22 protein-coding genes are annotated in these 26,030 nt (G+C 71.0%); all 22 read left to right on the top strand.

Translation table 11 applies throughout. The features are described from left to right. A complete protein-coding gene (locus ABD154_RS05685) occupies positions 1 to 2,085 on the top strand; it encodes a primosomal protein N' family DNA-binding protein (protein WP_211979160.1) in 2,085 nt (694 codons plus the stop codon). Between the two features lie 31 nt (positions 2,086 to 2,116). After that, a complete protein-coding gene (locus ABD154_RS05680) occupies positions 2,117 to 3,115 on the top strand; it encodes a methionyl-tRNA formyltransferase (RefSeq protein ID WP_211979161.1) in 999 nt (332 codons plus the stop codon). 1 nt (position 3,116) lies between these two features. Continuing rightward, on the top strand, positions 3,117 to 4,490 hold the full coding sequence (locus ABD154_RS05675) for an RsmB/NOP family class I SAM-dependent RNA methyltransferase (protein ID WP_211979162.1): 1,374 nt from the start codon (positions 3,117 to 3,119) through the stop codon (positions 4,488 to 4,490). Between the two features lies 1 nt (position 4,491). Further along, positions 4,492 to 5,157, top strand: coding sequence for a ribulose-phosphate 3-epimerase (gene rpe, locus ABD154_RS05670; RefSeq protein WP_211979163.1), 666 nt, complete (start codon positions 4,492 to 4,494; stop codon positions 5,155 to 5,157). A 24-nt stretch (positions 5,158 to 5,181) separates the two neighbouring features. Next, positions 5,182 to 5,859 (top strand): nicotinamide mononucleotide transporter family protein, encoded by a 678-nt coding sequence (locus ABD154_RS05665; RefSeq protein WP_211979164.1) that lies wholly within the window; start codon positions 5,182 to 5,184, stop codon positions 5,857 to 5,859. A gap of 45 nt (positions 5,860 to 5,904) precedes the next feature. After that, a complete protein-coding gene (locus tag ABD154_RS05660) occupies positions 5,905 to 6,168 on the top strand; it encodes a phosphoribosyl-ATP diphosphatase (RefSeq protein WP_198498874.1) in 264 nt (87 codons plus the stop codon). Positions 6,169 to 6,196: 28 nt separating this feature from the next. Further along, a complete protein-coding gene (hisG, locus tag ABD154_RS05655) occupies positions 6,197 to 7,036 on the top strand; it encodes an ATP phosphoribosyltransferase (protein WP_211979165.1) in 840 nt (279 codons plus the stop codon). Further along, a complete protein-coding gene (locus tag ABD154_RS05650; protein ID WP_198498872.1) occupies positions 7,017 to 7,478 on the top strand; it encodes a PH domain-containing protein in 462 nt (153 codons plus the stop codon). The genes hisG and ABD154_RS05650 overlap by 20 nt, the downstream gene beginning before the upstream one ends. 2 nt (positions 7,479 to 7,480) lie before the next feature. Continuing rightward, a complete protein-coding gene (locus ABD154_RS05645; RefSeq protein WP_211979166.1) occupies positions 7,481 to 8,704 on the top strand; it encodes a CaiB/BaiF CoA transferase family protein in 1,224 nt (407 codons plus the stop codon). A gap of 4 nt (positions 8,705 to 8,708) precedes the next feature. After that, on the top strand, positions 8,709 to 10,211 hold the full coding sequence (locus tag ABD154_RS05640) for a carboxyl transferase domain-containing protein (protein ID WP_211979167.1): 1,503 nt from the start codon (positions 8,709 to 8,711) through the stop codon (positions 10,209 to 10,211). Between the two features lie 18 nt (positions 10,212 to 10,229). Then, the gene (gene hisF / locus ABD154_RS05635) at positions 10,230 to 10,994 is read left to right on the top strand and encodes an imidazole glycerol phosphate synthase subunit HisF (RefSeq protein WP_198498869.1); all 765 of its coding nucleotides are present in this window, start codon (positions 10,230 to 10,232) and stop codon (positions 10,992 to 10,994) included. Beyond that, positions 10,991 to 11,359, top strand: coding sequence for a phosphoribosyl-AMP cyclohydrolase (gene hisI, locus ABD154_RS05630; protein ID WP_198498868.1), 369 nt, complete (start codon positions 10,991 to 10,993; stop codon positions 11,357 to 11,359). Before hisF ends, hisI begins: the two co-directional genes overlap by 4 nt. Continuing rightward, positions 11,340 to 12,878, top strand: coding sequence for an anthranilate synthase component I (gene trpE / locus ABD154_RS05625; RefSeq protein WP_211979168.1), 1,539 nt, complete (start codon positions 11,340 to 11,342; stop codon positions 12,876 to 12,878). The genes hisI and trpE overlap by 20 nt, the downstream gene beginning before the upstream one ends. Then, positions 12,875 to 13,510 carry a Trp biosynthesis-associated membrane protein gene (locus ABD154_RS05620; protein ID WP_211979169.1) on the top strand — a complete coding sequence of 212 codons (636 nt, stop codon included), beginning with the start codon at positions 12,875 to 12,877 and terminating at the stop codon, positions 13,508 to 13,510. The genes trpE and ABD154_RS05620 overlap by 4 nt, the downstream gene beginning before the upstream one ends. 169 nt (positions 13,511 to 13,679) lie before the next feature. Then, positions 13,680 to 13,949 (top strand): HGxxPAAW family protein, encoded by a 270-nt coding sequence (locus tag ABD154_RS05615; RefSeq protein ID WP_198498865.1) that lies wholly within the window; start codon positions 13,680 to 13,682, stop codon positions 13,947 to 13,949. Further along, the gene (gene trpC, locus ABD154_RS05610; protein WP_211979170.1) at positions 13,946 to 14,755 is read left to right on the top strand and encodes an indole-3-glycerol phosphate synthase TrpC; all 810 of its coding nucleotides are present in this window, start codon (positions 13,946 to 13,948) and stop codon (positions 14,753 to 14,755) included. Before ABD154_RS05615 ends, trpC begins: the two co-directional genes overlap by 4 nt. A 70-nt stretch (positions 14,756 to 14,825) precedes the next feature. Beyond that, positions 14,826 to 16,040 carry a tryptophan synthase subunit beta gene (gene trpB, locus ABD154_RS05605; protein ID WP_198498863.1) on the top strand — a complete coding sequence of 405 codons (1,215 nt, stop codon included), beginning with the start codon at positions 14,826 to 14,828 and terminating at the stop codon, positions 16,038 to 16,040. Beyond that, a complete protein-coding gene (trpA, locus tag ABD154_RS05600; RefSeq protein ID WP_211979171.1) occupies positions 16,037 to 16,843 on the top strand; it encodes a tryptophan synthase subunit alpha in 807 nt (268 codons plus the stop codon). The genes trpB and trpA overlap by 4 nt, the downstream gene beginning before the upstream one ends. Further along, complete coding sequence (lgt, locus tag ABD154_RS05595) at positions 16,840 to 18,000, top strand: prolipoprotein diacylglyceryl transferase (RefSeq protein ID WP_211979172.1); 1,161 nt, start codon at positions 16,840 to 16,842, stop codon at positions 17,998 to 18,000. The genes trpA and lgt overlap by 4 nt, the downstream gene beginning before the upstream one ends. 188 nt (positions 18,001 to 18,188) lie before the next feature. Continuing rightward, the gene (gene gltB / locus ABD154_RS05590; protein ID WP_211979173.1) at positions 18,189 to 22,886 is read left to right on the top strand and encodes a glutamate synthase large subunit; all 4,698 of its coding nucleotides are present in this window, start codon (positions 18,189 to 18,191) and stop codon (positions 22,884 to 22,886) included. Next, positions 22,879 to 24,321, top strand: a complete 1,443-nt coding sequence (locus tag ABD154_RS05585) for a glutamate synthase subunit beta (protein ID WP_211979174.1) — start codon at positions 22,879 to 22,881, stop codon at positions 24,319 to 24,321. The genes gltB and ABD154_RS05585 overlap by 8 nt, the downstream gene beginning before the upstream one ends. A 116-nt stretch (positions 24,322 to 24,437) precedes the next feature. Further along, positions 24,438 to 25,976: a pyruvate kinase gene (gene pyk / locus ABD154_RS05580; protein ID WP_198498858.1), complete on the top strand. Its 1,539-nt coding sequence runs from the start codon at positions 24,438 to 24,440 to the stop codon at positions 25,974 to 25,976. The last annotated feature ends 54 nt before the right edge of the window (positions 25,977 to 26,030 follow it).

Genomic DNA, 26,030 nt, shown 5'->3' with positions numbered 1-26,030 from the left:
GTGGACGAGCCCCTTCCCATCGCGACCGGCACCACCGCTGTGGGGCAGGTGCCGCTCGCCCCGGACGCGCCCGTCGCCCGCGTCCTCGTCGACCACCCGGTCCCGCATCTCGCGCGCGCCTTCGACTACGCCGTCCCGGAGAAGCTCGCCGAGGCGGCGCAGCCGGGGGTGCGGGTGCGCGTGAAGTTCGCCGGCCGGCTCCGTGACGGGTTCATCCTCGAACGCGCGGACGAGAGCGACCACATCGGTCCGCTCGCCGTCATCGAGCGGATCACAAGCCCGCTGCCCGTGCTCACCCCCGCCCTCCTCGAACTCTGCGAGGCCGTCGCCACCCGGTACGCGGGCACCCTGCCCGATGTGCTCCGGCTCGCGATCCCACCCCGCCACGCCCGCGCCGAGAAGGCCGTGCTCCGCGCGATCGAGCGGCGGCAGATGGGGGAGACCGGCGGCAAGACCGCAGGCGACGAGCCCGGCCGGGACGATCCCGGCCGAGACGAGGACGCCCCCGAGGAGCCCCCGATCGTCGACGCCCTCGGCGAGTGGGTCATCGAGGCCGGCACCGAGGTCACCGACGGCGATCCCGGCACCGCCGGGTCCGACCGCGCCCGCCTCGCGCTCACCTTCACTCCCGGCACCACCCCCGGCCTCGGGTGGATCACCGCGGGACTGCGCGCCGCGCGGGCCGCTCTGGCCCGGGGTGCCGCCGTGCTCTGGCTCGTCCCCGACCACCGGGAGATCGCGGTGCTCTCGGCAGCGCTCGAGGCCGAGATCGCCCGCGGCGGGCAGATCACCGAGTACACCGCCCTCCACGCCGACCAGTCACCGGAGCAGCGGTGGGCGGCGTGGCTGCGTGGCCTCCTCGGCGACACCCGCCTGATCATCGGCACTCGCGCCGCCGCCTTCGCCCCGCTCGCCGACCTCGGCGTCATCATCTGCCTCGACGACGCGAACCAGAACTACCTCGACCAGCACGCCCCCTACCCGCACGCGCGGGAGGTCAGCCTGCTCCGGTCGAACCTCGAGGAGACCGGTCTCCTCTTCGCCTCGACCGACCGCAGCGCCGAGGTCGAGCGGCTCGTCGAGATCGGGTGGCTGCGCGACATCAGCCCCGCTGCCGCGGCCCGCCGCAGCTCCTCACCGCTCGTCGTCGTCCCCGACGAGGAGCGCGACCCCTACGCGTGGCAGCGGATCCCCACCCGGGCGTGGGACATCATGCGCGCGGCGCTCAAGCCCCGGGACGGGAGCGCGCCCGGCCCCGTCCTCGTCCAGGTCCCCCGCGGCGGGTACTACCCGGTGTTCGCGTGCGCGCGATGCCAGGAGACGGCCCGCTGCCCGGTGTGCGAATCGCCGCTGTCGACCCAGTCCGAGGTCGGGCCCTTCGCGTGTCGGACGTGCGGGTACCACTCCGAGACCTTCACGTGCGCGCGCTGCCGCTCCCACCAGGTGCGCTCTATCGTGCGCGGACGCACCCGCACCGTCGAGGAGCTGGTCAAGGCGCTGCCGGGCATCGAGATCGTCGAATCCGGGGGAGACGACATCCCCGTCGCCCTCGACTTCGCCCCCCGCGTCGTCGTCGCGACGACCGGCGCCGAACCCTACGCGATCGGCGGCTACGCCGCGGGGATCCTCCTCGACACCCTGTGGCCGGGCCCGTGGATGCGGGCGAGCGACGAAGGGGTGCGGCGGCGGATGCGGGCGGCCTCCCTCGTCCGCTCGCGCACCGACGGGGGAGTCGTCTACCTCGGTGATGCCGATGAGACGATCCGCGGGGCGCTGACGACCTTCGACCCCGCCGTGACGATGACGCGGTCGCTGGCCGACCGCCGGGAGCTCGGGTTCCCGCCGTACCGCCGGATCGTCGAACTCACCGGTCCCGGCACCGACATCGACGCCGTGCTCGCCGAGGTGCCGGAGCTCACCGAACTCATCCGCGACGACGACGAGGACGGTCAGCGCGTCGTCGCCGCCTTCCCGATCGCCGCCGGCCCCCACATCGGCACGCGCCTGGCCGAGACGACGGCGGCGCGCTCGGCGAAGAAGCTGCCGCAGGTGCGGGTGCGCATCGACGATCCCCGGTCGCTCTGAGCCCGGCGCCCACGACGTACAATCTCTTTCTGTGGATATCGTCTTCGCCGGCACCCCGGAGGTCGCCGTTCCCGCGCTCGAGGCGCTCGTCGCCTCCGACCACACGGTCCGCGCGGTGCTCACCCGTCCCGACGCCCCGGTCGGCCGCAAGCGCGTCCTCACCCCCTCACCCGTCAAGGCCCGGGCGCTCGAGCTCGGACTGCCCGTCATCGAAGCCGATCGTCTGCGCGGGGACGTCATCGGGCAGCTGCGGGAGATCGGCGCCGATGCCGTCGCCGTCGTCGCCTACGGCGCGATCGCCGGACCCGCAGCGCTGTCGACGGCGCGACTCGGCTGGTTCAACCTCCACTTCTCGCTCCTGCCCGCCCACCGCGGGGCCGCCCCGATCCAGCGCGCCCTCATCGCGGGGGAGACGACGAGCGGGGTGAGCGTCTTCCGGATCGACACCGGCATGGACACCGGCGATGTCGTGCGCACCCGCACCCTGCCGCTCGATCAGGACGACGCCGCCGCGGCACTGGCCGCCTACGCCGCGGTCGGGGCCGGCGAACTCGTCGCCGCGTTCGACGATCTCGCCGCCGGCACCGCGGACTTCACCCCGCAGGACGCGCTCATCGCCGCAGGCGCTCAGCCGAGCCATGCCGAGAAGATCACCGCCGCCGACGCCCACCTCGACCTCACCCGCCCCGGTGCCGAGGTCGTCGCCCGCTCCCGCGGGGTCAGCCCCGCACCGGGACCGTGGGTGACGGTCGACGGGAAGCGGACGAAGCTCTTCGGCCTCACCCCGGTGGGAGGCGACGCCGCCCCGACTCCGGCCCCGACCGCCTCGGCGGAGGTCGGCCTGCTCACCTCCCACGACGGTGCCGCCGTGCTCGGGGTCGGGGACGGCTGGCTGCGCGTGAGCGAGATCCAGCCCTTCGGCAAACCCCGCATGAGCGCGGCCGACTATCTGCGCGGACACGGCGAGGTCCGCATCGACGCCGCCGCACCGGCCGACGCCGGCCGCGCCACGACGAGCAAGGAGGCCTGAGATGGCCCAGAAGCCCAACCTGCCCCGCCGGCTCGCGTGGGAGGTGCTCACCGACGTCGACACGAAGGACGCGTACGCGAACCTCCTGCTGCCGGCGAAGATCGCCCGCACGCACCTGAACCCCCAGGACGCCGCGTTCGCCACCGAACTCACGTACGGCACCCTGCGCGGACAGGAGTTCTACGACGCCGTCATCGCCCACGCCGCCGGTCGACCGGTCACGCAGATCGACCCCGAACCGCTCGCGGCGATGCGGATGGGCGCCCACCAGATCCTCGCGATGCGCGTGCCCGACCACGCCGCGCTCTCCGAGACCGTCGGAGTCGTCAAATACGCGGCCCCGAAGACCGCGGGCTTCGTCAACGCGGTGCTGCGCCGGGTCTCCGAGGCCGACCGGCAGACCTGGCTCGACCGGGTCGGGCAGGGGCGCTCGGAGACCGCCCGGCAGGCGATCGCCAGCTCGCATCCCGAATGGATCGTCCGGGCGCTCACCCAGGCGCTCAAGGGCCACGGCCGCGACGCCGGCGAACTCGATGCGCTGCTCACCGCCGACAACACTCCGGCCCAGGTCGCCGTCACCGCCCTGCCGGGACTCCTCGACCGCAGCGCGCTGCCCGGCACCCCGACCCCGCTCTCGCCGCTCGGCGTCCACCTCGAGACGGCCGTGCCCAAGGACATCCCCGCCGTCGCCGACGGTCGCGCCCGCGTCCAGGACGAAGGCTCCGCCCTCGTCGCCCTCGCACTCGCCGAGGCGGCCGCCCCGGACGGGACGTGGGCCGACCTCTGCGCGGGCCCCGGCGGGAAGGCCGCTGTCCTCGCCGCCCGCGCCCGCACCGAGGGCGAGTCCCTCGACGCGTTCGACTCGAGCCCGCACCGGGCCTCCCTCGTCGAGACCTCGACCCAGGCGCTCGACAACGTCACCGTCGGCGTCGCCGATGCCCGAGACGCCGAGGGCCCGTACGCGAAGATCCTCGTCGACGTCCCCTGCACCGGCCTCGGTGCGCTGCGGCGCCGGCCCGAGGCCCGGTACCGGCGCAGCCCCGACGACGTCAACGCCCTGGCCGCGCTCCAGCGGGAGATCCTCGCCTCCGCCCTCGACGCGGCGGCGCCTGGCGGCGTCGTCGCCTACTCGACGTGCTCACCTCACTATGCGGAGACCGTCCTCGTCGTCGACGACGTCCTCCGCCGGCGGCGGAAGGAGACCGGCGACGACGTGGAGATCCTCGACACCCCGGCCGTGCTCGCCGCTGTCACCGGCGCCGAGGCCGACTCCTTCGCCTCGGTCAGCCGCGGCGACGGCCGCTACGCGCAGCTGTGGCCCCACGTCCACGACACCGACGGAATGTTCCTGGCCCTGCTGAAGAAGGCGAACTGATATGGCGATCGAGATCAACCCGAGCATCCTCTCCTCCGATTTCTCCGACCTCCGCGGGGAGCTTGAGAAGATCGCGACGGCGGACATGGCCCACATCGACGTCATGGACAACCACTTCGTGCCCAATCTCACCTTCGGCCCGCCCGTCGTCGAGCGGATCCAGGCGATCAGCCCGATCCCGCTCGACGCGCACCTCATGATCGCCGACGCCGACCGCAACGCGCCCGTGTACGCGGAGCTCGGGTGCGCCTCGGTGACCTTCCACGCCGAGGCGGCCGCGGCCCCCGTGCGACTGGCCAGGGAGCTGCGGCGGCTGGGGGCGAAGGCGAGCCTCGCGCTCAAGCCCGCGACCCCGATCGAGCCCTACATCGACCTCCTGCCCGAATTCGACCAGATCCTCATCATGACCGTCGAACCCGGCTTCGGCGGGCAGAAATTCCTCGACGTGTGCCTGCCGAAGATCGCCCGCACCCGGGAGGCGATCTCCGCCTCCGGACTCGAGATCAGGCTGCAGGTCGACGGCGGCGTCTCCGCCGCGACCGTCGAGCGCGTCGTCGACGCCGGTGCCGACGTCCTCGTCGCCGGGTCCGCCGTCTACAGCGCCGAGGATGCGGCCGCGGCGATCGCCGAGCTCCGCAGCCTCGCCTCCGCCTCCCACACCCACTGACCGACCCGCGATCCGAGGCACATCATGGAATTCCTCTCCTGGCTCAACACCCCGGCCTTCGAGCTGCTCGGCAAACCCGTGCCGTACTCGGATCTCTTCGGCAACATCTGCGCGCTGGCCACCGTCGTCCTCGCCCTCAAGCGGAACATCCTCTCCTGGCCGGTGCAGATCCTCGGGTCGATCCTCCTCTTCTCCGCCTCGCTCTCGGCCGGTCTCGGCGGCAATGCCTCCCGCCAGGTCGTCATCATCGTCGCCGCCGTCTGGGGATGGACGCAGTGGCGGAAGTCGCAGGAGGTCAAGGGCGAGGTCGTCGTCCGGTGGGCGACGTGGAAGGAGCGGATCGGGCTCATCGCCGCCCTCGTCATCGGCACCGCCGTCTTCGGGTACATCCTCTCCGTCGGCGGCTGGTCGTGGAACCCCTACCCCGACGCCTACATCTTCATCGGCTCCCTCGTGGCGATGTACGCCCAGGGACGGGCGATCGTCGAGTTCTGGTTCGTCTGGCTCGCCGTCGACCTCGTCGGCATCCCGCTGGCCGTGGCCGGGGGACTCGTCTTCTCCGGCGCCGTCTACCTCATCTTCCTCGTCATGGTCGTCATCGGCTTCCTCGACTGGTCGAAGCGCTCGAAGCAGACGATCTCCGCCCCGCACACCGGTGCGACCGACATCACCCGCGGCCCGGATGCCGCGTCCGGGACCTGAGACCCCGGTCAGGGCACGCAGCGGCGATGGTCTACCCTGGATCACGTGAAGACCTTCGACTCTCTCTACGCTGAACTCCTCGCCAAGTCCCTCGACCGGCCCGCCGGATCGAAGACCGTCGCCGAACTCGACGCGGGAGTCCATGCGATCGGGAAGAAGATCGTCGAGGAGGCCGCCGAGGTGTGGATGGCCGCGGAGTACGAGACGCCGGACGAGCTCGCCGAGGAGATCTCCCAGCTGCTCTACCATCTCCAGGTGCTCATGATCGCCAAGGACTTAAGCCTCGACGACGTCAACGCCCACCTGTGACCTTCCTCTCCTCCTCGCAAAGGACGCCATGCTGCGTGTAGCCGTGCCCAACAAGGGCATCCTCTCCGAAGCCGCCACCGACATGCTCAGCGAAGCCGGGTACTCGACCCGGCGCGGATCGAAGACCCTCGTCCACCGGGACGAGACGAACGGGGTCGAGTTCTTCTACCTGCGCCCCCGCGACATCGCCGTCTACGTCGGCTCCGGCATCCTCGACGCCGGGATCACCGGTCGCGACCTCCTCCTCGAATCCCAGGCGAAGGCCCAGGAGGTCATCGGCCTCGGCTTCGGGAACTCCCGCTTCTTCTACGCCGGGGAGCGCGGCCGCTACGACAGCGTCGACGAACTCGCCGGCAAGCGGATCGCCACGAGCTTCCCGCATCTCGTCCAGACCGACCTCGACGCCCGGGGCATCACGGCCGAGACCGTCCAGCTCGACGGCGCCATCGAGGTCTCGATCCAGCTCGGCGTCGCCGATGCCGTCGCCGACGTCGTCGAGACCGGCAGCACCCTGCGGGCGGCGGGCCTCGAGACCTTCGGGGAGCCGATGCTCGAGTCCGAAGCCGTCCTCGTCCAGCGCGACGGCGCCGACGCCTCGATCGAGGTGCTCAAGCGCCGCCTCGAATCCGTCATGGTCGCCCGCCAGTACGTGCTCGTCGACTACAACATCGAAGAGCGCCTCGTGCCCGAGGCGATCAGCCTGACCCCGGGACTCGAATCGCCGACGGTCTCCCCGCTGCAGGAGACCGGCTGGGTGGCCGTGCGGGTCATGGTCGAGGCGAAGTCCGTGAACAACGTCATGGACCGCCTCTACGCGGTCGGTGCGCGCGCGATCCTGGTGACGAACATTGGCGCCTGCCGCATCTGAGTTCGCCGTCTTCCGGCCCCGGCGGGTCCGCGTGCTCGGCTTCGTCGGCGCGGCCGTCGTCTTCGTCGGCTTCGCGGTGCTCTCCGTCGCCCTCCTCGTCGTCGACTGGCGGCCGTGGACGTGGTTCGACGTCGTGTGGATGAACCTCCTCGGCGTCCTCTTCGCAGCCGCCCTCCTGCGGGTCGGCAGCATCGAGGCCCGCCCCGACGAGGCGGGGCTGACGGTGCGCAACATCGTGCGCACCCGCCGGTTCGGCTGGGGGCAGATCCTCGGGGTGACGTTCTCGACGTACGGCGACGACCCGTGGGCGATCCTCGACCTCGCCGACGGTTCGACGTGCGCGGTCATGGCCGTCCAGCACGCCGACGGCCCCCGCGCCTACGACGAGGTCGCCCGACTGCGTAAGCTCGTGACCACATGGACCACATATGAGGAGGACTAGGCATGTTCGACGACGCACCGGCCACAGGTGAGGGGCCGCTGAGCGGGTACACCGTCATCGATCTCTCCCGCGCCCTCGCGGGTCCGCACGCGGGAATGATGTTCGGCGACCTCGGCGCCCGGGTCATCAAGGTCGAGAACCCCGGCCGCGGCGACGACTCCCGCTCGTGGGGTCCGCCCTTCGTCGGTCCCGCCGACGATCCGCAGGCGACGTACTTCCTCTCCGCGAACCGGAACAAGGAGTCGATCGCCCTCGACCTCAAATCCGAGACCGGCAAGGACACGCTGCGGGCGCTCATCGCCCGCGCCGACGTCCTCATCGAGAACTTCCGCACCGGCGTCCTCGACCGCCTCGGGTTCTCCCCGGCCACGTGCCTGGAGATCAACCCGCGCCTCGTCATCCTCTCGATCACCGGCTTCGGCCACGACGGGCCGGAGGCCGCCCGCGCCGGCTACGACCAGATCGCCCAGGGCGAAGCGGGACTGATGTCCCTGACCGGGTCCGGGCCTGAGGACATGCAGCGGGTGGGCGTGCCGATCGCCGACCTGCTCGCCGGCATCTACGGCTCCTACGGGGTGCTCGCCGCCCTGCTCGAGCGCGAGCGCACCGGGCGCGGGAAGATCGTGCGCACCTCGCTCATCGCCGGCATGGTCGGCGTCCACGCGTTCCAGGGAACCCGGGCCACCGTGGCCGGGGAGAACCCGCAGCCCGGCGGCAACCACCACCCGTCCCTGTCCCCGTACGGCCTCTTCGCCTCCCAGGACGGGGCCGTGCAGATCTCCGTGGGCAACGAGAGCCTCTGGCAGAAGTTCGCCGCGGCCTTCGACATCGACCCGGCCACCCCGGGCATGGCCGACAACGCCGAGCGCGTGGCCAACCGCCCGGCCGTCATCGCCCTCATCGAATCCCGCTTCGCCGACTTCACGTCCGCGCAGCTGCTCGAGAAGCTCAGCGCCGCGGGCATCCCCGCCGGCACGGTGCGCACCCTCGCCGAGGTCTACGACTGGGAGCAGGCGCTGAGCCAGGGGCTCAAGGTCTCCGTCGACCACCCCGTGCTCGGCGACATCGACCTGCCCGGACCCCCGCTGCGGTTCTTCGACACGGGAGCCGACGGGGAGGTCGAGACGACGAAGAGGACGCACGAGGCCCCGCCGCTGCTCGATGAGGACGCCGAGGCGATCGCGGCGTGGCTCACCGGCGAGTCGGCGCCCGAGGGCGGGGACTGAGACGATGGCGAGGCTGAACGCGCACGAACTCGTCGACATCGTCGTCGATGAGGGGTCCTTCGTCTCCTGGGACGAGGCCCCCATCACCCCCGCCGGAGGCATCTCCGAGGACTATGCCGCCGAACTCGCCGCGGCCCGTGAGAAGTCCGGGGTCGACGAGGCGATCATCACCGGGGAGGGCACGATCGGCGGCCGCCGGGTCGCCGTCGTCGCCGGAGAGTTCCGGTTCCTCGCCGGATCGATCGGCGTCGCCGCCGCCCAGCGGCTCGTCGACGCGATCGAGCGGGCCACGCTCGAGGGCCTGCCGCTGCTCGCCGGTCCCGCCTCCGGGGGCACCCGGATGCAGGAGGGCACCGTCGCGTTCCTCTCGATGGTGAAGATCACCAACGCCGTCGTCGCCCACCGTCGGGCCGGTCTGCCCTACCTCGTCTACCTTCGGCATCCCACGACCGGCGGCGTGTTCGCCTCGTGGGGCTCGATGGGCCACGTCACCGTCGCCGAACCCGGATCCCTCATCGGCTTCCTCGGCCCCCGCGTCTTCGAAGCCCTCTACGGCGAGTCGTTCCCCGAGGGTGTGCAGACCGGGGAGAACCTCCACAAGCACGGGATCATCGACGCCGTCATCGGTCCCGAGCGGATCCAGACGACGGTCTCCCGGGTCCTCGACGTCCTCATGGGCGCCAAGGAGGTGCCTCCGCGCGTGCCCGACCCGGACACCCGCCCGGGCACGATCGACCCCGAGTCGGATGCGTGGGCGGCGATCACCCGGTCCCGCCGTCCCGAACGCCCGGGCGTCCGCGATCTCCTGCGCACCGCGGCGAACACGGTGCTCCCGCTCAACGGCACCGGGGAGGGGGAGAAGGATCCCGGGCTGCTGCTCGCGCTCGCGAAGTTCGGCTCCGCCCCGTGCATCGTCCTCGGCCAGGACCGCTTCCGGCAGGACTCGCGGGCACCGCTCGGTCCGGCCGCGCTGCGGGAGGCCCGCCGCGGCATGCGCCTGGCCAGAGAGCTCGACCTGCCGCTCGTCACCGTCATCGACACCCCCGGCGCCGCCCTGTCCCAATCCGCCGAGGAGGGCGGGATGGCCGGAGAGATCGCGCGCTCGCTCGCCGAGCTCGCGAACCTCGACGCCCCCACCGTCTCCCTCATCCTCGGGGAGGGCTCCGGCGGCGGGGCGCTCGCGCTCATCCCCGCCGACCGCGTGCTCAGCGCCGAGAACGGCTGGCTGTCGCCGCTGCCGCCCGAGGGCGCCTCGGCGATCGTCCACCGGACGACCGACTTCGCCCCGCAGATGGCGCAGAGCCAGGGCGTCCACGCTCCCCAGCTGCTCGCCACGGGAGTCGTCGACCGGATCATCGCCGAACATCCCGATGCCAGCGACGAACCCCTCGACTTCGTCGCCCGGGTCGGACAGACCCTCGAGTTCGAGCTCATCGAGCTCATGCGGGCGCAGTCAGAGCGCCGGCTGGCCCGCCGCATGGAGCGCTACCGCACGCTCGGGATCTAGAGAAGAGAGAAGAGAACCATGGTTGCCGTGAGAGTCATCCCGTGCCTCGACGTCGATGAGGGACGCGTCGTCAAGGGCGTGCGCTTCGCCGACCTCCGGGATGCCGGAGACCCGGTCGAACTCGCACGTGTCTACGGCGAGTCCGGGGCCGACGAGCTGACGTTCCTCGACGTCACCGCGAGCAGCGGCGACCGGGAGACCGTCCACGATGTCGTCCGGGCCAGCGCCGAGCAGGTGTTCATCCCGCTCACCGTCGGCGGGGGAGTGCGCAGCGTCGACGACGTCGACCGGCTCCTGCGCGACGGCGCGGACAAGATCTCCGTCAACACCTCGGCGGTGGTCGATCCGCAGCTCATCAGCGACATCTCCCGGCACTTCGGCAACCAGGTGCTCGTCCTCTCCCTCGACGCCCGGCGCACCCGGGAGACGACGACACCGTCGGGCTTCGAGGTCACCGTGCGCGGCGGACGTGAGGGCACGGGCCGCTGCGCGATCGACTGGATCCGCGAGGCCGCCGACCGCGGGGTGGGCGAGATCCTGCTCAACTCGATCGACGCCGACGGCACCCGTGAGGGCTTCGACCTCGAACTCATCGCCGCCGCCCGTCAGGCTGTGGGCGTCCCGCTCATCGCCTCCGGCGGCGCCGGGAAGGTCGAGCACTTCGCCCCCGCCGTGCGGGCCGGGGCCGATGCCCTGCTCGCCGCGAGCGTCTTCCACTTCGGGACGCTCACCATCGCCGAGGTCAAGGACGCACTGCGCGCAGAAGGGTTCGATGTCCGATGAGTCAGCAGCAGATCGATGCGACGCCGGAGAACTGGCGCGAGATCATCAGCTTCGGGCCCGGCGGGCTCATCCCCGTCGTCGTCCAGGAGGCGACGACGCGCGAGGTCCTCATGCTCGCGTGGATGGACCGCACCGCCGTCGAGAGGACACTGGCCGAACGCCGCGCCGTCTACTGGTCGCGGTCCCGGCAGGAGCACTGGGTCAAGGGGGAGACGTCGGGCCACACCCAGGCGCTGCGCTCGCTCGCCCTCGACTGCGACGCCGACGCCCTCCTCATGACCGTCGACCAGACGGGACCGGCCTGCCACACTCTGACCGCGACCTGCTTCACCGGAAGGACGATCAGTGACGACGCACGCGACTGAACCGCTGACCATCCGCCCGAGCCTCGCCGAGTTCCGCGCCGCCGGCGCCGACCACCGGCTCGTGCCCGTCCACACCGAGGTCCTCGCCGACACCGACACGCCCCTGAGCCTCTACCGGAAGCTCACCGACGGCGGTCCCGGGTCGTTCCTCTTCGAATCCGCCGAGGCCGGGGCCTGGGCGCGCTATTCGTTCATCGGCTCCGCCCCTGTGGCGACGCTCGTCACCACCCCCGAGGGCTTCACCTGGACGGGCACGCCGCCGGTCGGGGTGCCCGAGACCGGCAGCGTCCTCGACGCGGTCTCGGCGACGCTCGAGCTGCTCAAGATCGACACGAGCGATCTGCCGCCCATGGTCTCGAGCCTCGTCGGGTACTTCGGGTGGGACATCATCCGGGAGTTCGAGAAGCTCGGCACCGCCAATCCCGACGAGCATCGCCTGCCGACCGTGCAGCTGATGATCCCCGGCGACATCGCCGTCTACGACCACTATTCGGGCACGCTCACCCTCGTCGCCAACGTCGTCAACGTCAACGGGGCCGACACCGGCATCGACGAGGCGTACGCGGCCGGAGTGGCGCGGATCGAGACGATGCTCGCCCGGCTCTCCCGTCCTGCTCCCGCCGAGGCGGTCGTCCCGGTGGCCACGACACCGCAGGTGCGCACCCGCACACCGCGGGCGGACTACCTGTCCGGAGTCGAGCGCGCGAAGCAGGACATCGTCGACGGGGAGATCTTCCAGGTCGTCCTCGGCCAGCGCTTCGACACCGACTGCGACGCCGACCCGCTCATGGTCTACCGCATGCTCCGGCACTCGAACCCTTCGCCGTTCATGTACCTGCTGGGCCTCCACGACGCAGACGGGCAGCCGGTGAGCATCATCGGCTCCTCGCCCGAGGCCCTCGTCACGGTCCGCTCCGGCACCGTCGTCACCCACCCCATCGCCGGGTCCCGTCCCCGCGGGGCGACCCCGGAGGACGACGACCGGCTCGCGAGGGAGCTGCTCCGCGATGAGAAGGAGCGCGCCGAGCATCTCATGCTCGTCGACCTCGCCCGCAACGACCTCGCGAAGGTCTGCACCGCGGGCACGGTCGATGTCAGCACCTTCATGGACATCGAGCGCTTCAGCCACATCATGCACATCTCCTCGACCGTGCGCGGCGAGGTCGCCGACGGCCACGACGGCATCGACGTGCTGCGGGCGACCTTTCCCGCCGGCACCCTCTCCGGGGCCCCGAAGCCGCGTGCCCTGCAGATCATCGACGAGCTCGAGGTCGTCGGGCGCGGACTCTACGGGGGAGTCGTCGGCTACCTCTCCTTCACCGGTGACCTCGATCTCGCGATCGCCATCCGCACCGGGGTGCTCGCCCGCGGGGTGATGAGCGTCTTCGCCGGCGGCGGGATCGTCGCCGACTCCCAGCCGGAGACGGAGTATCGTGAGTCCGAGAACAAGGCGGCCGCGGTGCTCGCAGCCGCCGCAGCAGCCGGTCGGGTCCAGCGCCTGACGGAAGGAGCACGATGACCAAATCCCGCGGAGTCCTCCTCGTCCTCGTCGTCGCCGCCGGCATGTGGGCGATCACCCTGGCCACGTGGCAGGCGGGGGCGAGCAGCGAGACTCTCGGTCCCGCGGGAGTCGCGATGCCCGGCCAGGCCGAGACGACGCAGGCCTCGCCCGTGGCCACCGCGTGCGTGGCGATCATCGCTGTGTGCGGGCTGCTCTCGGCGATGTTCGGCCGCATCGGCCGCTTCGTCATCTTCGGTCTCGCGGAGCTCGCGGCACTCGGCTACGGGGTCAGCGCGATCACCGCGATCGGTGCCCCGGGGGCGACCTCATGGCCGATCGTCGCGCTGCTCGCCGCCGTCGTCGGCGTCATCGTCATCGGCTGGGTCGCCTACGCCTCGCGGACCTGGACGGGGTCGAATCGGTACGCCCGCAGCGCCGAAGGCGCCGGCGGCGAATTCGACTCGGCCGCGACGTGGGATGCGCTCTCCCGCGGCGACGAAGTGGAGACCGGACGCGAGGAGGCCGGCGCCGAGGCGGCGGCGGAATCCGCGGACGCGCAGTCCGCGGATGCACAGCCCTCAGACGCGCAGGCGGCGGAGGACGAGTCCCCGCGCAACGACGACGGTCCGACAAGCAGCCGGAGTTCCTGAGTGCGCGTGTGGCGTCTGCCACGTCTCGCCTCTCGCGTCGATGCGGAATCAGCATTCCGGACATGACGATCCTGCCCCGACCCTGTCCTGCAGGTCGCGTCGATGCGAACTCACCACCTCGGACATGACACAATAGACCCATCACGTGCACGTCAGCATAAGGAGCACCATGTCGCAATCAGTCGCCCGCTCGGGTGCCGCCGATCTCGATAAGTCCACGATCGACTACGCTGCGATCGCCGATCCCGGTCACGGCAACTCCGTCGCCGGGTGGACCGGCGTCATCATCATGCTCATCGGACTCTCGATCGGCTGCGTGGGCTTCACGATCCATGCCCCGATGATCACCTACATCGGCGGCGGCGTCACCGTTCTCGGCCTCATCGTCGGCATCATCCTGCGCGCCGTCGGACTGGGAAACAAGCCGAAGCGCACATGACCGTCCTCGACGACATCGTCACCGGGGTGACCGAGGACCTCGCCGCCCGTCGGCGCGAGGTCCCGCTGACGGCCGTCCGCGACGCGACAGCGGCCGCACCGGCCGTCCGCCCCTTCGACCTCAGCGCCGACTTCGGGGTCATCGCCGAGGTCAAGCGCCGCTCGCCCTCCCGCGGAGATCTCGCGACGATCCCCGATCCGGGGACACTCGCCGGCCTCTACGCCGCCGGCGGCGCCCGGGCGATCAGCGTGCTCACCGAGGGCCGGCGCTTCTCCGGCAGCCTCGCCGACCTCGACGCGGTTCGCGCGGCCGTCGACCTGCCCGTCCTCCGCAAGGACTTCATGGTCGACGAGTACCAGTTCCACGAGGCCCGCGCCCACGGCGCCGACCTCGTCCTCCTCATCGTCGCCGCGCTCAGCCCCGCCCAGCTGCGGGAGTTCCACGACCTCGCCGCCTCCCTCGGGATGACCGCGCTCGTCGAGACCCACAGCGAAGCCGAACTCGCCACCGCGATCGACATCGGCGCCCGCCTCATCGGCGTCAACACCCGCAACCTCAAGGACCTCAGCGTCGACACGGGACGATTCGCACCGCTGGCGGCCCTCGCCCCGGCCGAGGCCACGCTCGTCGCCGAGTCGGGGGTCGCCTCGGTAACCGACATCGAGGACTACGCGCGCGACGGCGCCGACGTCGCCCTCGTCGGCGAAGCCCTCGTCCGCGACGGCGATCCCGCCGCGGCCGTCGCCGCCTTCACCGCCGCCGGTCGGGCCGCCCGGACACCCCGGACGCCCCACCCCAGCCGCTGACCCGCACGGCGCCCGAGACGGCCCCGGCCGCCTCGGTGCCGGACGCACCACGACCCGCAAAGGACGCACCATGACCGAGACCAGCCAGGAGACCGGACCGTATTTCGGTGCGTTCGGCGGCAGGTTCATTCCCGAAGCCCTCATCCCGGCCCTCGATGAGATCGAGGAGACCTGGCGCAAGTCCCAGGTCGATCCGGAGTTCGGGGCCGAGCTGCACGAGCTGCAGGTGTCCTACATCGGGCGCCCGAGCCTGCTCACCGAGGCCAAGCGGTTCTCCGCCCACTGCGGCGGGGCCCGCGTGTTCCTCAAACGGGAGGATCTCAACCACACGGGCAGCCACAAGATCAACAACGCCCTCGGTCAGGCTCTGCTCGCCAAGCGGATGGGCAAGACCCGGCTCATCGCCGAGACCGGCGCCGGCCAGCACGGGGTCGCCACGGCGACCGCCGCGGCCCTCCTCGACATGGAGTGCGAGGTCTACATGGGCGAGGAGGACACGCAGCGCCAGGCGCTCAACGTCGCCCGGATGCGGCTGCTCGGGGCGAAGGTCAACGCCGTGACGAACGGCACCCGCACCCTCAAGGACGCGATGAACGAGGCGATGCGCGACTGGGTCGCCAACGTCGGCAGCACGCACTACGTCATCGGCACCGTCGCCGGTCCCCACCCGTTCCCCGCGATGGTCCGCGCGTTCCAGCGCGTCATCGGCGACGAAGCCCGCGACCAGCTGCGCGAGGCCACCGGCGGCCTGCCCGACGCCGTGCTCGCCTGTGTCGGCGGCGGATCGAACGCGATGGGCATCTTCGCGGCGTTCCTCGACGACCCCGAGGTCCGCATCTACGGCTTCGAGGCCGGGGGAGAGGGCATCGACTCCGGACGGCACGCCGCCCGCTTCTCCGGGGGTCGCCCCGGCGTCCTCCACGGGTCGGCGACCTACATCCTCCAGGACGAGGACGGCCAGACACGGCCCTCGCACTCGGTCTCGGCAGGTCTCGACTACCCGTCGGTGGGACCCGAGCACTCGTACCTCCACGATGCCGGCCGCGTCACCTACGAACCCGTCGTCGACGACGAGGCGATGGAGGCCCTGCAGCTGCTCGCCCGCACCGAGGGCATCATCCCCGCGATCGAATCCGCCCATGCGCTGGCCGGGGCGATGCGGGTCGGCCGACAGCTCGGCCCCGACGCGGTCCTCCTCGTCAACCTCTCGGGCCGCGGCGACAAGGACATGACCACGGCCGCCACGTGGTTCGACTACTTCGACGAAGGAGCCGTGCAGGTATGACAGGCACGACAGAGACGCAGGCAGGTCCCCGCACCGGGGCGACGCTCGACGCGATCGCGGACTCCGGACGCAGCGCCGCCCTCATCGGCTACCTGCCCGTCGGGTTCCCCACCGTCGCAGGGTCGATCGAGGCGATGACCGCCCTCGTCGACTCCGGCGTCGACATCGTCGAGGTCGGCCTCCCGTACTCCGACCCGGGCATGGACGGGCCGGTCATCCAGCGCGCCGCCGAGCAGGCCCTGGCCGGCGGGGTGCGCACGAAGGACGTCTTCGCGGCCGTCAGCGCCGTCGCCGAGGCGGGCGGGACGCCGGTGGTCATGAGCTACTGGAACCTCGTCCTCCAGTACGGCGTCGACGCGTTCGCCCGCGACCTCGACGCCGCCGGCGGGGCCGGGATCATCACCCCCGACCTCATCCCCGACGAAGCCGCCGACTGGCTGGCCGCCTCCGACGAGTACGACCTCGACCGCATCTTCCTCGCCGCTCCGTCCTCGACCCCCGAGCGCATCAGCCGCATCGTCTCCGCCAGCCGCGGCTTCGTCTACGCGGCCTCGACGATGGGGGTGACCGGGGTGCGCACGTCCGTCGACGACCATGCCCGCGACCTCGTCTCCCGCCTCCGCGAGGCAGGCGCCCCGCACGCGTGCGTCGGCCTCGGCGTCTCGACCCGGGACCAGGCCGCCGAGGTCGCCGCCTACGCCGACGGCGTCATCGTCGGCTCCGCTCTCGTCCGCAGCCTCGACGACGGCGGCGTGGCCGCCCTGTCCGATCTCGCCGCGCAACTCAGGGAAGGCTGTGCATGAGCCCCGTCGACATCACCGCTGCGATTCCGTCTCCCACGTGGAGCGGATTCTCCATCGGGCCGCTGACGATCCACGCGTACGCGCTGTGCATCCTCGCCGGCATCCTGCTCGCCCTGTGGCTGACCTCGCGGCGCTGGCGGGCGATGGGCGGACACGAGGACGACCTGTGGAACATCGCGATCATCGCCGTGCCCGCGGGCATCATCGGCGGACGCCTCTACCACGTCTTCTCCACCCCTGACCCGTACTTCGGGCCCAACGGCAACCCGCTCGATGCGTTCAAGATCTGGAACGGCGGCCTCGGCATCTGGGGCGCCGTGGCGCTCGGCATGCTCGCGGCGTGGCTCGTCGCCCGCTATCAGGGGATCCGGATCCTCCCGTTCCTCGACGCCGCCGCCCCCGGGCTCATCCTCGCCCAGGCCGTCGGCCGGTGGGGCAACTGGTTCAACCAGGAGCTCTTCGGCGCCCCGACGACCCTGCCGTGGGGTCTGCGCATCGACAAGTTCATCGACGGGCAGCTCAACCCGAACTGGCCGGATCCCGCGCTGCCGGCCGACACGCTCTTCCAGCCGACGTTCCTCTACGAATCCCTGTGGAACCTCGCCGGCTGCCTCATCCTCATCGTCGCCGCGCGGAAATTCCGCCTCGGCCACGGCCAGGTCTTCGCGCTCTACATCTGCTACTACACGCTCGGACGCGTGTGGATCGAGGCGCTGCGCATCGACGACGCCGAACTCGTCCTCGGCCTGCGGCTCAACATCTGGACATCGATCCTCGTCTTCGCCGTCGGACTCATCTGGTTCCTCGTCTCCCGCTCACGCCACAAGGAGCCCGAGTCGACGATCTACGTGCCCGGCGCCCGCGCCCTGGCCAAGCACGGCCGACACGAGGACGACGGGGCCGACCACGACGGCACGCCCGGCGGCGGAGGCGCCGCGTCGACCCGCTCAGCCGCGCAAGGCCAGGCTCCCGCGCAGGACACCGCGACCGCCGATGACACGGCGGCCGACCGGGCCGGTGCGCGGCGGAAGCCGCGGGGCAGGGACGACGAGAAGCCCGGGTTCGGGTTCTTCGGAGCGGTCACCTCGGCGATCTCGATCATCCCCGATGTGCGGTCGCGGAACCGCGGAGGAGAGGACGAAAAGTCCGGCAATTGAGACGTTGAGGTTCACCTTTCGGTCCTTTCTCGTTTTCACGTTGAGCCCTCACGGGGTGTAAGTTGGTAATCCGACCGTGAGAACCACGTCACACCTGTGCCCGCAGGACGATCTCCCCAGGGCATGCCGAAGCCAGTTCGAGACAGCGTCGTCTGCTGGAGAATGACTAGACCCCGTGAAGGCAGCCGATGTCCCGTGAAACCTCATCGACCCCACAACTCCCGCCGCAGCGCACCGGACTCTACGACCCCGCGCTCGAACACGATGCGTGCGGTCTCGCTCTCATCGTCCGCTACCGCGGCGCCGCCGACCACGAGGTCGTCGAACAGGCGCTGAGGGCGTTGCGCAAGCTCGAGCACCGCGGCGGCATCGGCTCCGACGAGGGCACCGGCGACGGCGCCGGCCTCACCCTGCAGATCCCGCACGACTACTTCGCCGAGGTGGTCCGTGAAGAGCAGGACATCGACCTGCCCGCGCCCGGCGAGTACGCCGTGGGCATCGGATTCTTCTCCCAGGACTACCGCACCGACCTCACCGGCCTGACCTCGACCGAGTCGCCGATCCCCGCCGGGGAGTTCCCGACCGCCGGGGAGGAGCCGCTCGCCGACGAGGAGGCGCTCGTCCGCCGGATCGCCGCCGAAGAGGGCCTGAGCGTCCTCGCCATCCGCGACGTCCCCCGCGACGAGAGCGTGCTCGGGGAGATCGCGCGCTCGACGCAGCCGCACATGCGCCACGTCTTCTTCGGGTTCGACGCCCGCTACCCGGCCCGGGACGCCGACGACCTGCGCCGCCGGTCCTACATCGTGCGCAAGCGCCTCGACCGGGAGGGCATCTACTTCCCGTCGCTGTCGCCGGCGACGATCACGTACAAGGGCATGCTCGCGACCGGCCAGCTCGCCCCGTACTACACGGAGCTCAACGACGACCGGGTGACCTCGCGCATCGCGCTCGTCCACTCGCGGTTCTCGACGAACACGTTCCCGTCGTGGCAGCTCGCCCAGCCGTTCGGCACGATCGCCCACAACGGGGAGATCAACACCGTGCGCGGCAACCGCAACTGGATGCGGGCCCGGGAGGCGCACCTCGCCTCCGACCTGCTGGCCTCCCCGGTGCCCGAGACCGACTCGAGCCTCGAGCGCCTCTTCCCGATCGTGCCCCCGGGCGCCTCGGACTCCGCGTCCTTCAACGCCGTCCTCGAGCTCATGGTCGCCTCGGGGCGGTCCCTGCCGCAGGCGATGCTCATGATGATCCCCGAGGCCTGGGAGAACAACCCGGGCATGGGGGAGTCGCGCAAGGCCTTCTACGAGTACCACTCGCTGCTCATGGAGCCGTGGGACGGTCCCGCGTGCGTCGGCTTCACCGACGGCAAGCTCGCCGGTGCCGTGCTCGACCGCAACGGTCTGCGACCGGCCCGCTACGTCATGACCTCCGACACCGTCGTCCTCGCCAGTGAGATCGGCGTCGTCGACCTGCCCGAGGCCGACATCGTCGGCCGCGGCCGGCTCACCCCCGGCCGCATGTTCCTCGTCGACACGGAGTCCGAGCGGATCATCTCCGACACGGAGATCAAGAACCAGCTCGCCACCCAGCACCCCTACGCCGAGTGGGTCGCCGACTCCTCGAAGCGCCTCGAGGACCTGCCCACCCGCGTCCACGTCCTCCACCCGCAGGCCTCGGTGCGCCGGCGCCAGCGGACCTTCGGCTACACCGAGGAGGAGCTGCGGCTGCTGATCACCCCGATGGCCGAGACCGGGGCCGAACCGCTCGGGGCGATGGGCACCGACACCGCGATCGCGGGCCTCTCGACGCGCCCGCGGCTGCTCTTCGACTACTTCCACCAGAACTTCGCGCAGGTGACGAACCCGCCGCTCGACTCCATCCGCGAGCACATCGTCACGAGCATGGCCGCGGGACTCGGTCGGGAGGGCAACCTCCTCGAGCACAGCCGCCCCGACTCCGCGCACATCATGCTCTCGCGCCCGGTCATCGACAACGACGAGCTCGCGGCGATCGGCCACGTCAAGGGCCACCACCTCGGCGTCGACAATCCGCGTCCCACCGTCACGCTCTCGGGTCTCTACTCGGTCAACGCCGGACCCGACGCGATGGAGGCGCGGATCGAGGCACTGTGCGCCGAGGCGAGCGCCGCCGTCGACGCCGGCGCGGTGTTCATCATCCTCTCCGACCGCGACTCCACGGCCGACCTCGCGCCGATCCCGTCGCTGCTGCTCACCTCGGCGCTCCATCACCACCTCGTGCGGGAGAGGTCCCGGACGCGGGTGAGCATCGTCGTCGAGGCCGGGGACGTCCGCGAGGTCCACCATGCCGCGACGCTCGTGTCCTTCGGCGCCTCGGCGGTCAACCCCTACCTGCTCATGGAGACCGCCGAAGCCCTCGTCCGCTCCGACCGGGTGACCGGGGTGAGCGAATCCGCGGCCGTGGCCAACGTCCTCGGCGCGCTCAACAAGGGCCTGCTCAAGATCATGTCGAAGATGGGCATCTCGACCGTGCAGTCCTACCACGGGGCGCAGACGTTCGAGGCCGTCGGTCTCTCCGATGACCTCATCGACCGGCACTTCACGTCGACACCGCACCAGCTCGGCGGCAAGGGGATGCGCGAGATCGCCGCGGAGAACACCGCGCGCCACGCCGATGCCCACCGCGACGACCATCCGCGCCCCTCTCATCGGCCCCTCAAGGTCGGCGGGGAGTACCAGTGGCGCCGGGAGGGGCCGGGCCACCTGTTCAACCCGGAGACGATCTTCAAGCTCCAGCACTCGACGGCGTCGAAGCGCTACGACATCTTCCAGGAGTACACGCGCGCCGTCGACGACCAGTCGCGTGAGCTGATGACCCTGCGCGGCCTCCTCGACCTCGTGCCCGGGGCCGAGGGCCCCATCGACATCGCCGAGGTCGAACCCGCCGAGGCGATCATGAAGCGCTTCTCCACCGGCGCGATGAGCTACGGGTCGATCTCGAAGGAGGCCCACGAGACGCTCGCGATCGCGATGAACCGGATCGGCGGGAAGTCGAACACGGGGGAGGGCGGCGAGGACGTCGACCGGCTCCTCGACCCCGAGCGCCGGTCGGCGATCAAGCAGATCGCCTCGGGCCGCTTCGGGGTGACCAGCCACTACCTCACCGAGGCCGACGACCTGCAGATCAAGATGGCGCAGGGCGCCAAGCCCGGGGAGGGCGGTCAGCTGCCCGGGGAGAAGGTCTACCCGTGGATCGCGAAGACCCGGCATGCGACCCCCGGCGTCGGGCTCATCTCCCCGCCGCCGCACCACGACATCTACTCGATCGAGGACCTCGCGCAGCTCATCTACGACCTCGGCCGGGCCAATGCCCGGGCCCGGGTCCACGTCAAGCTCGTCTCCGCGGTCGGGGTCGGCACGGTCGCGGCGGGAGTCGCGAAGGCCGGAGCCGACGTCGTCCTCATCTCCGGTCACGACGGTGGCACGGGCGCGAGCCCGCTCAACTCGCTCAAGCACGCGGGCACCCCGTGGGAGCTCGGACTCGCCGAGGCGCAGCAGACGCTCATCCTCAACGGCCTGCGGGAGAAGGTGAGCGTCCAGGTCGACGGTCAGCTCAAGACCGGCCGCGACGTCATCATCGCCGCCCTCCTCGGGGCCGAGGAGTTCGGGTTCGCGACGACCGCGCTCGTCGTCTCCGGCTGCATCATGATGCGCGTGTGCCACAAGGACACGTGCCCGGTGGGCGTGGCCACGCAGAACCCGCTGCTGCGCTCGCGCTACACGGGCCAGGCCGACCATGTCGTCAACTTCTTCACGTTCATCGCCGAGGAGGTCCGCGGGTACCTCGCGCAGCTGGGCTTCCGCACCCTCGACGAGGCGATCGGCGCCGTCGAGCGCCTGCGCGTCGACGAGGACCGGGCCCGGGAGTCCGGTCTCGACCTCGACCTCTCGACGATCCTCACGGTCCCGGGCAACCTCTCCGGGGACACCTCGGTGGCCCGCAAATGCGCCGGTCAGGTGTTCCGCGACTTCCACGGGGAGCTCGACCCGCAGCTGCTCGACCAGGTTCGGGAGGCGATCGAGACGAAGTCGCCGGTGACGATCTCCTCGACGGTCGTCAACACCGACCGCAGCGTCGGCACCCTGCTCGGCCATCACGTCACCCGGGCCTACGCCGACCGCGGCCTGCCCGAGGACACGATCCGCCTCGAACTCCACGGCACCGCCGGGCAGTCGCTCGGCGCGTACCTGCCGGTCGGGGTGAGCATCGACCTCACCGGCGACGCCAACGACTACGTCGGCAAGGGACTGTCCGGGGGCACCGTGGCCGTCCACCCGGCCCCGGAGAACCCGACCCGCCCCGAGCACAACGTCATCGCCGGCAACGTCATCGGCTACGGCGCGACCAGCGGCAAGCTCTTCATCTCCGGTCAGGTGGGGGAGCGCTTCATGGTGCGCAACTCCGGCGCCGAGGCGGTCGTCGAGGGCATCGGCGACCACGGCCTGGAGTACATGACCGGTGGGGTCGCCGTCATCCTCGGCGGCACGGGACGCAACTTCGCGGCCGGCATGTCCGGCGGCACCGCCTACGTCCTCGACTTCAACCCGGCCCGGCTCAACCCGGACGAGCGCGCCGCCGGCGTCTTCCGCTTCACCGGGGTCGGCGTCGATGACATGGAGGTCCTCGAGCGGCTGCTCGGCGAGCACGTCGAATGGACGGACTCGCCGCTGGCCGCCCAGCTGCTCGACGGCCTGCGCCGCGGCGAGGACGTCCTCTCCCGCTTCACGAAGATCATTCCCGTCGCCTACCAGGCGGTGCGAGACATCCAGTCCGAGATGGCCGCCGAGGGCACGCCAGCGGACTCGGACGCCGCCTGGCGCAAGATTCTGGAGGTCACCAATGGCTGATCCGCACGGATTCCTCACCGTCACCGAACGCGAGCTGCCGCAGCGCCGCCCGGTTCCCATCCGCCTGCTCGACTACCGCGAGGTCTACGAGGCCGGCGACCCCGAGCAGCTGCGGCGCCAGGCGTCGCGCTGCATGGACTGCGGCGTTCCGTTCTGCCACCAGGGCTGCCCGCTCGGCAACCTCATCCCGGAGTTCAACGATGCGATGTACCGCGGCGAGCTGCCGCGGGCCGTCGACCTCCTCCACGCGACGAACAACTTCCCGGAATTCACCGGTCGGGCGTGCCCGGCGCCCTGTGAGAACGCGTGCGTGCTCAGCATCAACCAGCCGGCCGTGACGATCAAGCAGGTCGAGGTGACGATCGTCGACGAGGGCTTCGCCGCCGGTCTCATCCAGCCGCAGATCCCCGACCGCATCACCGGGCACACCGTCGCCGTCGTCGGGTCGGGTCCGGCCGGACTCGCCGCGGCCCAGCAGCTCACCCGCGCCGGGCACACCGTTGTCGTCTACGAACGCGACGACCGCCTCGGCGGGCTGCTGCGCTACGGCATCCCCGACTTCAAGCTCGAGAAGCACCACATCGATCGGCGTCTCCACCAGATGCGGGCCGAGGGCACGCGCTTCGAGACCGACGTCGAGATCGGCGTCGACATCACCCTCGAGCAGCTCCAGTCGCGCTTCGACGCCGTCATCGTCTGCACCGGGGCGACCGTGCCCCGGGACATGCCGGTGGCCGGGCGCGAGCTCGACGGCGTCGAATTCGCGATGGACTTCCTCGTCCCGAGCAACAAGGCTCAGGCCGGCGGGGATCCCACGCCGATCAGCGCCAAGGGCAAGAACGTCATCATCATCGGCGGCGGCGACACGGGCGCCGACTGCCTCGGCACAGCGCTGCGCCAGGAGGCCGCCTCGGTGACGACGCTCGCGATCGGCGCGAAGCCCCCGGCCTCGCGCAGCGAACGCGACCCGTGGCCGACGGTGCCGCGGATCTTCGAGGTCCAGACCTCCCACGAGGAGGGCGGCACCCGGCAGTACCTGGCGTCGACGACGGGCTTCGCCGGCAACGGCGAAGGCGAGGTCGCCGGCATCGAGGTCTCCGAGACGCAGTTCGTCGACGGGAAGCGGATCCCGACCCCGGGCACCGAGCACGTCCTCGACGCGGACCTCGTCCTGCTCGCGCTCGGGTTCTCCGGACCGGAGTCCGAGGCGCTCGGCCTCGACGTCGCCGACACCGGAGCGTTCGTCCGCGACGACAGCTACGCGTCGTCACAGCCGGGCGTCTACGTCGCCGGTGACGCCGGCCGCGGGCAGTCGCTCATCGTCTGGGCGATCGCCGAGGGACGGGCGGTCGCCGCCGAGGTCGACACGTACCTCACGGGGTCGACGCGGCTTCCGGCACCGGTCCGGCCGCGCGACACCGGATTCACAGTGTAAAATGATCTGTGTCACTATTTGAGAATACGCACAAGGGCGTGCATCGGCTCTCCGGCAGGGATCTCCTGCCGGAGAAGGGTCGATGTGACTCCTGAGGTGCAGGTAGGGTGGAGTGCATGAGGCGAGCAAAGATAGTCGCAACACTGGGTCCGAATCAGAATTCCTACGAAGACATCCGCACACTCGTCGATGAGGGCGTCGACGTCGCCCGATTCAATCTCAGCCACGGGCTGCGGGAAGAGCATGAGGAGAAGTTCGCCTGGGTCCGCCAGGCCGCTCTCGACACCGGCCGCGCCGTCGCCGTCCTCCTCGACCTCCAGGGTCCGAAGATCCGAGTCGGCACCTTCGCCAACGGCAAGGAGTACCTCGAGGACGGGGCGACCTTCACGATTACGAGCCGCGACGTGCCCGGCACCGCGGAGATCGTGAGCACGACGCTCAAGACGCTGCCGAACGACGTGTCCGTCGGCGACCCGCTGCTCATCGACGACGGCCGCCTGCGCCTGCGGGCCACCGAGGTTACCGAGACCGACGTCGTCACCGAGGTCGAGATCGGCGGTCCGATCTCCAACCACAAGGGCATCAACCTGCCCGGTGTGCCCGTGTCCGTGCCGGCGCTGTCGGAGAAGGACATCGACGACCTCAAATGGGGTCTGGGCCTCGGGTTCGACTGGGTTGCCCTCTCCTTCGTCCGCAGCCCCGCCGACATCGACGACGTCCACGCCGTGATGGACGAGGTCGGCGTGCGCGCCCCCGTCATCGCCAAGCTCGAGAAGCCGCAGGCCGTCGAGGAGCTCGACGCCGTCATCGACGCCTTCGACGGGATCATGGTCGCCCGCGGCGACCTCGGCGTCGAACTGCCGCTCGAACAGGTGCCGATCGTGCAGAAGCGCGCCGTGGAGATCGCGCGCCAGCAGGCCAAGCCCGTCATCGTCGCCACGCAGATGCTTGAGACGATGATCGAGGCCTCACGGCCCACCCGCGCCGAGGCGAGCGACTGCGCGAACGCGGTCCTCGACGGCGCCGATGCGCTCATGCTCTCGGGGGAGACCTCGGTCGGTGCCCACTGGGTCGAGGCGATCCGCACGATGAGCCGGATCATCTCCTCGACGGAGGAGCACGGGCTCGATCGGATCCGTCCGCTCGGCACCGTCCCGCACACGAAGGGCGGCGCCGTCACGGCCGCCGCCGTGCAGATCGCTCAGCAGCTCGACATCGATCTGCTCTGCACGTTCTCGCAGACCGGTGACTCCGTGCGCCGGATGTCGCGGCTGCGTCCGCGGTGGCCGATCCTCGGCTTCACCCCCGATCCGCAGGTCCGTCACCAGCTCGCGCTGACGTGGGGCGTGCGGCCCTACCTCGTCAAGACCGTCCGCCACACCGACCAGATGGCCCGGCAGGTCGACGCGGTGCTGCTCGCCGACGGCACCGCCCGCGAAGGCGACCAGTCGATCCTCGTCGCCGGATCGCCTCCCGGCATCCCCGGGTCGACGAACGCCCTGCGCATCCACACGATGGGCGATGCCGCGAAGGGCGTGGCCGCGGCGTACCAGGACTCGAGCGACAGCGACGAGGATCCCCTCGCCGGGTACGGCGTCGTGTCCGAGGCGCCGATCACCCGCGACATCCCGATCGTGCAGTCCGCGGAGGGCTGAGCGTCTGGACTGAGCGCGTGAACTGAGCGCTCGCGCTGTGCGCGTGAGGCTCGT

Origin of the sequence: Brevibacterium sanguinis (assembly GCF_039528855.1) — a bacterium.
Lineage (GTDB): Bacteria > Actinomycetota > Actinomycetes > Actinomycetales > Brevibacteriaceae > Brevibacterium > Brevibacterium sanguinis.
The sequence above is the reverse complement of the archived record's forward strand: the minus strand, read 5'-3'. Positions and strand labels throughout refer to the sequence as shown.

What these genes read in the sequence shown, in the direction of transcription:
- ABD154_RS05675 (WP_211979162.1), top strand. Translation starts at nt 3,117, where the DNA reads ATGGCCCAGAAGCCCAACCTGCCCCGCCGGCTCGCGTGGGAGGTGCTC.
- rpe (WP_211979163.1), top strand. Translation starts at nt 4,492, where the DNA reads ATGGCGATCGAGATCAACCCGAGCATCCTCTCCTCCGATTTCTCCGAC.
- ABD154_RS05665 (WP_211979164.1), top strand. Translation starts at nt 5,182, where the DNA reads ATGGAATTCCTCTCCTGGCTCAACACCCCGGCCTTCGAGCTGCTCGGC.
- hisG (WP_211979165.1), top strand. Translation starts at nt 6,197, where the DNA reads ATGCTGCGTGTAGCCGTGCCCAACAAGGGCATCCTCTCCGAAGCCGCC.
- ABD154_RS05645 (WP_211979166.1), top strand. Translation starts at nt 7,481, where the DNA reads ATGTTCGACGACGCACCGGCCACAGGTGAGGGGCCGCTGAGCGGGTAC.
- ABD154_RS05640 (WP_211979167.1), top strand. Translation starts at nt 8,709, where the DNA reads ATGGCGAGGCTGAACGCGCACGAACTCGTCGACATCGTCGTCGATGAG.
- hisF (WP_198498869.1), top strand. Translation starts at nt 10,230, where the DNA reads ATGGTTGCCGTGAGAGTCATCCCGTGCCTCGACGTCGATGAGGGACGC.
- hisI (WP_198498868.1), top strand. Translation starts at nt 10,991, where the DNA reads ATGAGTCAGCAGCAGATCGATGCGACGCCGGAGAACTGGCGCGAGATC.
- ABD154_RS05620 (WP_211979169.1), top strand. Translation starts at nt 12,875, where the DNA reads ATGACCAAATCCCGCGGAGTCCTCCTCGTCCTCGTCGTCGCCGCCGGC.
- ABD154_RS05615 (WP_198498865.1), top strand. Translation starts at nt 13,680, where the DNA reads ATGTCGCAATCAGTCGCCCGCTCGGGTGCCGCCGATCTCGATAAGTCC.
- trpC (WP_211979170.1), top strand. Translation starts at nt 13,946, where the DNA reads ATGACCGTCCTCGACGACATCGTCACCGGGGTGACCGAGGACCTCGCC.
- trpB (WP_198498863.1), top strand. Translation starts at nt 14,826, where the DNA reads ATGACCGAGACCAGCCAGGAGACCGGACCGTATTTCGGTGCGTTCGGC.
- trpA (WP_211979171.1), top strand. Translation starts at nt 16,037, where the DNA reads ATGACAGGCACGACAGAGACGCAGGCAGGTCCCCGCACCGGGGCGACG.
- lgt (WP_211979172.1), top strand. Translation starts at nt 16,840, where the DNA reads ATGAGCCCCGTCGACATCACCGCTGCGATTCCGTCTCCCACGTGGAGC.
- gltB (WP_211979173.1), top strand. Translation starts at nt 18,189, where the DNA reads ATGTCCCGTGAAACCTCATCGACCCCACAACTCCCGCCGCAGCGCACC.
- ABD154_RS05585 (WP_211979174.1), top strand. Translation starts at nt 22,879, where the DNA reads ATGGCTGATCCGCACGGATTCCTCACCGTCACCGAACGCGAGCTGCCG.
- pyk (WP_198498858.1), top strand. Translation starts at nt 24,438, where the DNA reads ATGAGGCGAGCAAAGATAGTCGCAACACTGGGTCCGAATCAGAATTCC.